The sequence below is a fragment of the Desemzia sp. FAM 23988 genome, assembly GCF_045528365.1.
GTDB lineage: Bacteria > Bacillota > Bacilli > Lactobacillales > Carnobacteriaceae > Desemzia.
In genome coordinates this window covers 22,946-32,013 of the sequence record NZ_JBGQQS010000028.1, presented here as the reverse complement: position 1 = coordinate 32,013, position 9,068 = coordinate 22,946, and the positions used below count along the sequence as shown (strand labels likewise).

The 9,068-nt window shown below is 38.3% G+C and carries 7 protein-coding genes; 2 read left to right on the top strand and 5 right to left on the bottom strand.

Translation table 11 applies throughout. From position 1 onward, the window contains the following. Nucleotides 1-205: 205 nt before the first annotated feature. Nucleotides 206-631 (bottom strand): Fur family transcriptional regulator, encoded by a 426-nt coding sequence (locus ACEN4L_RS12150; protein WP_407096769.1) that lies wholly within the window; start codon nucleotides 629-631, stop codon nucleotides 206-208. A gap of 295 nt (nucleotides 632-926) precedes the next feature. On the opposite strand from ACEN4L_RS12150, the gene ACEN4L_RS12145 reads away from it, so the two are divergent. Continuing rightward, nucleotides 927-1,772, top strand: coding sequence for a pyruvate, water dikinase regulatory protein (locus tag ACEN4L_RS12145; RefSeq protein ID WP_407096768.1), 846 nt, complete (start codon nucleotides 927-929; stop codon nucleotides 1,770-1,772). 67 nt (nucleotides 1,773-1,839) lie between these two features. Here the strand turns inward: ACEN4L_RS12145 and ACEN4L_RS12140 are convergent, their stop codons facing one another. The 3 genes from ACEN4L_RS12140 to hisS all read right to left on the bottom strand — a co-directional run bounded on the left by ACEN4L_RS12140 (nucleotide 1,840) and on the right by hisS (nucleotide 5,982). Beyond that, nucleotides 1,840-2,742, bottom strand: a complete 903-nt coding sequence (locus ACEN4L_RS12140; protein WP_407096767.1) for a deoxyribonuclease IV — start codon at nucleotides 2,740-2,742, stop codon at nucleotides 1,840-1,842. A gap of 75 nt (nucleotides 2,743-2,817) precedes the next feature. After that, complete coding sequence (aspS, locus tag ACEN4L_RS12135) at nucleotides 2,818-4,611, bottom strand: aspartate--tRNA ligase (protein WP_407096766.1); 1,794 nt, start codon at nucleotides 4,609-4,611, stop codon at nucleotides 2,818-2,820. A gap of 42 nt (nucleotides 4,612-4,653) precedes the next feature. After that, entirely contained in the window at nucleotides 4,654-5,982 is a 1,329-nt protein-coding gene (hisS, locus tag ACEN4L_RS12130) for a histidine--tRNA ligase (protein WP_407096765.1), read from the bottom strand. A gap of 1,121 nt (nucleotides 5,983-7,103) precedes the next feature. Here hisS and ACEN4L_RS12125 point away from each other — a divergent pair. Further along, nucleotides 7,104-8,426 (top strand): N-acetylmuramoyl-L-alanine amidase, encoded by a 1,323-nt coding sequence (locus tag ACEN4L_RS12125; RefSeq protein ID WP_407096764.1) that lies wholly within the window; start codon nucleotides 7,104-7,106, stop codon nucleotides 8,424-8,426. A gap of 177 nt (nucleotides 8,427-8,603) precedes the next feature. On the opposite strand, the gene dtd is transcribed toward ACEN4L_RS12125, so the two are convergent. Next, on the bottom strand, nucleotides 8,604-9,050 hold the full coding sequence (gene dtd / locus ACEN4L_RS12120; protein WP_407096763.1) for a D-aminoacyl-tRNA deacylase: 447 nt from the start codon (nucleotides 9,048-9,050) through the stop codon (nucleotides 8,604-8,606). Between the last annotated feature and the right edge of the window lie 18 nt (nucleotides 9,051-9,068).

The following is a 9,068-nucleotide window of genomic DNA, read 5'->3' as shown; positions in this document are numbered from 1 at the left end:
ACGAAGCTGAACAAACAGCTTAAGACTAATTTTAACAAATTCGGTCACATTAATGCAAGCTTTTGCGAAGTAAAAGCTTGCATTAATGTGAGCCTTGGTTTTAGGACATTTTAACTTTCGCTTGACATATGACTTTGCTGTTATTCAAAAAAATATGCGTTTTTTCTTTTAGACGATAAAACCCGTTCTTTCCAAGGGCCTCTGCCTAACTTGCAGGTAATAGACACTCCTCGCATGTCCCGAAAATTTCAAAACGGTGAGAGTTTATTTGGCACCCATTTAATTGATCTTCAAAAAAGTTCATGGGACACATTTCAATTTTTTTCGTTTTTCCGCATACAGTACAGATAAAATGATGGTGATGACCAGAATGGGAGCAATTCAATCGAAATAGCTTTTCTCCGTTTAATTCAGTTTCTTCCACAATATCTAGTTCAACAAAAGTATACAAATTGCGGTAAATCGTATCGTAGCTGATATTTGGATACTTGACTTTCAAAAACTGCTGCACTTCCTTGGCAGTGATATAACGATTTTCTTGATTAAAATAACTCAAGATATTTTCTCTCTTATCGGTATATTTATATCCATGATCTTTCAATATTCCAATAGCATTTTCCACTTCGTTCACAGGAATCTAGCCTCCTTTAAAACGGACTCGTTTCGATTTATAGTATACCACGACAACGTGTTAAATCAAGTTCTTTATGATACCTCTCTCGTAAAATAAACAGAAGAAGTCTGTTCAGCCTATAATTTTACTCTTTAATCCGTTATACTAAAAGGGTATACAGAAAATGACTGGATTGCAACCACTATTTTTAAACACTCGGGAATAGTTTGACAAATGAAACAGCTATTTCACACTTTTTAACTATTCTTTCCGTTTGATCGTCCCAAATACATTGTTAAAGGAGAAAACAGTTATGGAAAATAATCACCCGGTAGACATCTACATTGTATCAGATTCAGTAGGAGGGACTGCCAACTCAATAGGCAAAGCAGCGATGGCGCAATTTCCATCCGCCGATATCAAATTACATGGCTACCCTTTTATTCGTGGGGAAGATACGTTGATTTCTATATTAGAAAAAGCTCAACGTCAAAATGCTATGGTTCTTCATACCTTAGTTTCCGATAACTTGAGCCAAATCGCTCAAGAATATTGTTCAAAAAATGCGATTTTTTGTGTAGATCTGTTAAGTCCAGTTATTCGAGAAATCCAAAATCGTTCTGGCATCCAGCCTTTGCATAAGCCAGGTGCGTTGCATGAAATGGACCAAACTTATTTCGATCGTATCAAAGCGATTGAATTTGCAGTAACGTATGATGATGGAAGAGATCCTAAAGGTTTCTTAGAAGCTGATATTGTTTTACTAGGTATCTCAAGAACTTCGAAAACACCTTTGAGCATGTTTTTAGCTAACTTAAACTACAAAGTCGCTAATTTGCCACTGGTACCAGAATCTCATATACCTGAACAACTGTGGCAAGTAGATCCTAAGAAAATTGTCGGTTTGACCAATAATTTGGACATGATCAATTCTATCCGTAAAGAGCGTATGATCGCTTATGGATTAAATCCAGATACTCCTTACTCCAATAAAGAACGAATCGAAAAAGAGTTGGCATTTTCCAATAATTTATATGAAAAATTAGGTTGCTTAGTGATCAATGTTGAAAAAAGATCCATCGAAGAAACAGCAGCTATCATTGTCAGTACCTTGCAATTAGACAAGAAGAAACAGAGTCACATTCAAGAATACGATTAAACAAAACAACTCGAGAAAAGCTCACAGCACGAAGCTGAAGACCGTTTCTCGAGTTGTTTGTTATGGTTTAAAAAGCTGCCCCATTCAAAATATCTTCTAATAGATCAGGATTAAATGTTTGTTCATTAAACATTTTTATTTCATGACCATAAGGAGCTTTTTTATTTTTCTTGTCTTCTCCTACAAATGGAGTTTCCAATATTTTAGGCAGATCTGTTAATTGAGGGTGATGAACGATTTTGTTCAAAGCTTCGAAACCAATCGTTCCAAAACCAATATTGGCATGACGGTCTTTATGACTGCCCATTGGATTTTTCGAATCATTGACATGCACCACTTTTAAGCGATCTAGTCCAATGATTTTGTCAAATTCATTCAGCACCCCGTCAAAATCTTCTTTTACATTATACCCTGCATCATTGGTATGACACGTATCAAAAGTAACCGATAATTTGTCATTCAAGGTTACACCATCAATGATTTGAGCTATCTCATCAAATGAACGACCGATTTCGGTCCCCTTTCCAGCCATCGTTTCTAACGCTATTTGAGCTTTTTGATCCGCATGCAGAACTTCATTTAATCCTTTAATGATTTGTTGGATAGCTGCATCTGCACCAGCCCCAACATGTGCACCCGGGTGCATCGTAATTTGTCTAGCTCCTAGGGCTTCTGCTCGCTCAATCTCTGCTCTTAAAAATTCCACGCCAAAACTGAAATTTTCTGGTTTAATCGTGTTTCCTAAATTAATGATATAAGGTGCATGAACCACAATATCAGATAGTCCATTTTCCGCGATGAATGCTTCGCCTGCTGGGATATTCATTTCTTCTAAAGCTTTACGACGCGTATTTTGAGGAGCTCCTGTATAAATCATAAACGTAGAAGCTTTATAACTTGCAGCTTCTTGAGCTGCTCCTAATAACATTTCTTTGCCTTTCATTGAAACGTGTGAGCCGATCAAAACCATTTTTTTATTCTCCTGACTTTCTAATCTCTTATTTTCTTTATAGAGGACAGTGGAGAGAAGAATAGTGCTCGCTGCTTATTCTTCTGCTGCTGCTTCCTCATCTGATTCGATTTTTGTCGTTTGAATCGATAATTCTTCCAATTGCTTACCGCTCACTAAACTTGGAGCTTGAGCCATTGGATCAACTGCACTTCCGTTTTTAGGGAAAGCAATAACTTCGCGAATATTGTCTTCGCCCGCCAACAACATTGCAAAACGGTCTAATCCTAATGCAATACCACCATGTGGTGGGAAACCATATTCAAGAGCGTTCAACAAGAAACCAAATTGTTCTTCTGCTTCTTCTTGTGTAAAACCAAGCGTTTTGAACATTTTTTCTTGAATGTCACGTTTATGGATACGTATTGAACCGCCTCCTAATTCATAACCATTCAATACAATATCGTACGCTCGAGCTTTTACTTTAGCAGGTTCGTTTTCTAAGAATTCTAATGTACTTTCTTCAGGCATCGTAAATGGATGGTGCACTGCAGTATAACGGCTTCCTTCTTCATCAAATTCTACTAATGGCCAGTCAACAACCCATAAGAATGCAAATTCATCTTGTGGAATCAAGTCTAATTCTTTTCCTAATTTCACACGCAACGCACCTAAAGCATCATAAACTACAGCAGCTTTGTCCGCTACAAACAACAGTAAGTCTCCAGGTTCTGCTTGAGTGCGTTCAATCAAAGCATCAGCATCGTCTGTAAAGAATTTTGCAATCGGTCCTTTAAGTCCATCTTCGTCAACTTTCAGCCAAGCCAATCCTTTAGCACCATAAATGCCTACAAATTCGCCTAAAGCATCAATGTCTTTACGTGAATAATTGGCTGCAGCACCTTTTACATTCAAGGCTTTTACCATTCCGCCATTGCTTACAGCTCCACTGAATACTTTGAAGCTGGAGTCTTTTACAATATCATTCAAATCAATCAATTCCATCGCAAAACGAATATCTGGTTTGTCGCTACCATAACGGTTCATGGCGTCATCATAAGACATCCGTGGGAATGGTAAAGCAACTTCGATTCCTTTAGTTTCTTTCAATACTTTTGCCAGCATATTTTCTGTAAATTCTTGAATTTCTTCAGGTTCCAAGAAGCTGGTTTCAATATCGATTTGAGAGAATTCAGGTTGGCGGTCTCCGCGCAAATCTTCATCTCTAAAACAACGAACGATTTGGTAATAACGGTCAAATCCAGCACCCATCAACAATTGTTTAAACAATTGCGGGGATTGCGGAAGAGCATAAAAATGTCCCGCATGCACACGTGAAGGCACTAAATAGTCTCGGGCACCTTCTGGAGTAGACTTCGTCAAGTACGGTGTCTCAATGTCAATAAATTCTTGATTGTCTAAAAAGTTCCGTACCGATCTCGTGATGTTGTGGCGTAAAAGCAGGTTTTTCGTCATTTCAGGACGACGTAAGTCTAAATAACGATATTCCATACGCTTTTCATCTGAAACAGAAACGCCATCTTCAATATAAAAAGGGGTTGTTTTTGCTTCATTCAATACATTTACTTGGCGTGCTTCGATTTCAACATCACCAGTTGCGATTTTGTTGTTCTGCATGCCTTCAGCACGTTTTACAACTGTACCGGTTATTTCAAGAACGTATTCATTTCTAACAGACTCTGCTATTTCTAAGGCTTCTTTAGAGAATTTAGGGTTAAATACTATTTGAACAATTCCTTCACGGTCACGCAAATCGATAAAAATCAAGTCACCTAAATCTCTACGTTTTTGTACCCATCCTTTTAACACAATCTCTTGTCCAACTAAGTCTTCAGTGACTTGGCCACAATATACTGTTCGTTTAGCCATTTTAAATCAACCCTTCTCTTTTATCTTCATTTTTCGTTCCGATTAATCTTCTTTTTTGAAAAACTCATTAAAAGCTGTCATATCGGCAACTTTTACATTAAACAATTTTTCAAAATCACCATCGTAGATTTCTTCTAATTCCACTACGGATTCTTTTCCGCTCTTCATGACTTTAAAGTTGATCGTACCATTTTCCAATTCATTTTCCCCAAGCGTCAAGACTACTTTCGCATTTTTCTTGTTGGCAGTTTTAAATTGATTTTTGATTTTGCGATTCAAAAAGTCGCGATCAGCAGATAAACCGGCTGAACGAACCGCTTGAACAACTTTTAAGGTTTCTAAGTTAGTGGATTCGCCAATACCGATGACGTACACGTCTAACGCTTCTTCTTCCGCCAACTCAATATCCTCAGCGTTTAAAATAAGCAACAAACGTTCCATACCGATAGCGAAGCCAAAGCCTGGAGTAGCTGGTCCACCTACTTCTTCGACTAATCCATCATAACGTCCGCCTGCACAAATGGTTGTCAACGAACCAAATGTTTCAGCTTCTGTCATCACTTCAAAAATCGTGTGGTTGTAATAATCCAACCCGCGAACCATATTGCTGTCGATTTCATAAGGAATATCTAAAGCTTCCAGCATTTCTTTTACTGCTTCAAAATGTTCTTTAGAAGTATCGTTCAAATAATCTAAAATAGAAGGCGCATTTGCTACGATAGCTTGATCTTTTTTGTCTTTGCTGTCCAATACGCGCAAAGGGTTTTTGTGCAGTCTGTTTTTTGAGTCTTCACTCAATTCTTCAACATGTGGTTCCAAATAAGCAATCAACGCTTCACGGTAAGCCAAACGACTTTCCAGATCTCCCAATGAATTGATCACAAGTTTTAAACTTTCTAATCCTAATTCTTGAAACAGATCCATTGCTAAAGCAATTGTTTCAACATCTGTTGCCGGATTGTCGCTTCCAAACGCTTCGACCCCAAATTGATGAAATTGACGCATACGGCCGCTTTGAGGGCGCTCATAACGAAACATCGGTCCTTGGTAATAAACTTTGTATGGTTTAGCGTGCTCTGGCCCAAACAATTTATTTTCGACAAATGCTCTGGCAATAGGAGCAGTTCCTTCAGGACGTAAAGCTAATTCCCTACCGCCCTTATCTTGAAAATTGTACATTTCTTTGGAAACGATGTCGCTGGTTTCACCAACACCTCTTGAAAACAGGTCATAACTTTCAAAAATCGGTGTTCGAATTTCTTCAAATTGATAGTCTGCTAAAACAGCTCTAAAAATATCTTCTACGTATTGCCATTGTTTTGTATTTTCCGGCAACAAATCAGCTGTGCCTTTTGGTTTTTGAAATGCCATTATATGTGTCTCTCCTTCTTATCTACCCTTTTATCAAAAAAAAATCGTCCTTACTCTGCTTGTGCAGAATAAGGACGATTGAACATGTCAACGTGGTACCACCTTGTTTTGAAAGCCATCAGCTTTCCTCAACGATTAACGCTCGTAACGCAGCAGCTTTTCACTACTGTCCCTCCAGAGTGTCTTTCGTTTTATCTCGCGCAGAATTTTTTTCAGCCCATGAAAATTCTCTCTTGATACGCTAATAAAGTTACTTCCTCTATCATTGGGGTCAGATATTTTGTATTAGTTAAAGATTACTAGAAAGACAACAGATTGTCAAGACACATTCTTATTTCGTCACGTCATGCGCATGAAAAGTACTTTCTCCCAAAAATTAAGGTCTTCTTTTTAAAACACTCTCTTAATAAGTAGGGGCGGCTCTATGGGGTGAAGTTTCCTCCGGAATAGACGGGTTTGCTTGTGGAAAGCCATGGGACCGTCTGGAGCCTGTAGTCTTTCAAGCTTCAAACGGAATCGTAAGCGCTGAAGTGCCAACGCTCCGTAATTCACATTTCATTTTTTACATGGCTACAAGCAACCCCTATTCCTCCAGAAATATCACGGGTCTCAAACGAGTCACAGCTTAAAAAAGCGTGTCTAAGTATTTCGGGAAGTTCAAAGAAAGCGGGTCTTTTTCATAATGAAGACCGAAGTCTTCCACTTCACTCAACAGATGGAAAATCTCGTTCATGCCGCCCGCCTCCGCATTTTTCTTTTAGCAGACCAGAGACGAGAGGATTCGTAATCTTATTTTTTTATTTAAATTTTTTCATACGTATGACATGTTATTTCGTGGTTCTCTAAAGATGATTTCTAAATTTTCCAGTTCACCGTTAACCAGACCATTTCTTCAGCGATTCTTTAATGGCAGATCACTTTATCTTTGGTATAGAATAGATTTACGCAGCCCTTACCTTAATTGATTCTTCGCTCTTGAACAAACGTCTAACTCAATAAAGAAGTAATAAATTAATCCCCTTTATATTTTAATTGCTTAATCAAGTAAACAATTGTTATAATTAAATACAACAGATTGTTCTTTTCTACATAAGTATGTAAAGAAAGTAGTGATACCTTTTATGCAAGACTCACCTATAGTACATAGACCTAAAAAAACAACTTTACTCATTATGATTGGTCTGTTCTTACTGTTGACAACCTATGCAACAGTTGCGATGGCTCAAACCAGTACAGTAGTCATCAACGCTAGTGTAGTCAATGTGAGAACGGGACCTGGTTTATCTTATGATGTCATGTCTCAAGTTGTGGAAGATGAAAAAGTTCAAGTTATTACTGAACAAAATGAATGGTACAAAGTGCGCATCAGCAACGATCAAGTAGGATGGATCGCAAGTTGGTTAGTAGACAATATTGAAATCAGTGCTGCTACAAACTTGGTAGGGACCATCACCCATCCTGAAGTAAATGTCCGAGCAGAGAGCAATACTGACAGTGACATTTTGGGCACTGTTACAGAAGGCACACAACTGACAGTCTTATTCCAACAAGAAGGCTGGACTCAAGTACAGTACTACAATCGAGTAGCTTGGATCAGTTCATCTTTAATTGATGTGAAAGTGACTCCTAAACAAGAGGCTACTTCTACTGTAGCTACAGAAAACAATGCGGCCGCTCCTATCCAACAAGTAACTGTTCGAACAGACGGCACGAATATTCGCAGCGGTCCTTCAATTGAAGACTCCGTTGTGGAAACAGCTTTTAAAGGCGATTCATTTGCTTTTGTCGAAGCAGTGGATGATTGGTACTTGATTAAATTGGCAGATGGAACACAGGGATATGTAGCCAACTGGGTAGTAGATTTGTCGGCGAACAATGAAGCAGCCCCTACTGCTAACATCACTAATATATCGGAAGCGACTATCGTGATTGACGCCGGACATGGCGGACACGACTCAGGTGCCTTGGCACAGAATTTCTATGAGAAAGAGGTCACGTTGAAAACAGCTAAACTGCTGGCAGCCCGCTTAAGAAGCGCTGGAGCGAATGTGATCATGACTCGTGACAGTGACGAGTTTATCGAATTACAGGATCGAGCTTATATCAGCAACAATAATCATGCAGATGCCTTTATCAGTTTACATTATGATTCTACTGAAACCAGAAATGAAATCAGTGGAACTACGACATATTATTATCATGAAGAAGAAAAAGCTTTGGCTGATTTGATCAACCTAAACTTAAGTCAATATGGTCCGTTGCCAAACAATGGCGTTCGCTACGGAAACTACTTCGTGTTAAGAGAAAATTATCAACCTGCAGTTTTGTTGGAATTGGGGTATTTAAATAATGATACCGACCAGCAAGTCGTAAATACAGACAATTACCGTTCTCAAATCGTTGAAGGCATCTATCAAGCCTTGAATCAATACTTTACACCTTAAAAAACAAAAACGGACATCCACTTCTTGAATCAGTGGATGTCCGTTTTTTATCACAGAAGTAATCATTACAAGAAACCATAAGACGTATTTTTTGTTATCTTAACTGCGAAACCTTTTGTTTGATCAATCCGCAAAACGATCACAAGGTTTTATTGGTTTCTTCTTCTGTGGTGTTCGTTATTTCTGTTTGCTGTCAATCAAGATTGTTACCGGACCATCATTGACTAGTGCAACTTGCATATCAGCCCCAAATTGGCCTGTTGCCACAGTAAACCCCGCATTTTTCAGTTCTTGATTGAATGTTTCGTACATTGGTATGGCTTTATCAGGTCTGGCAGCATCAATAAAGCTAGGACGATTTCCTTTTTTAGTATTGGCATGTAAGGTAAATTGAGAAATGGATAAGATCTCCCCATGAACATCCGCTAATGACAAGTTCATTTTTCCATCTTCATCTTCAAAGATTCTCATTTTGCTGATTTTACGTACTAAATAGTCTACATCTTCTTTGGTATCTGCCTCTTCGATACCGACTAACAGTACAAAACCTTTATTGATTTCCCCTACTATTTTATCATCTATAGAAACTGAGGCTTTTTTTGACCGTTGAATAACTACTCTCACTGTTCAATCTCCTTTTCT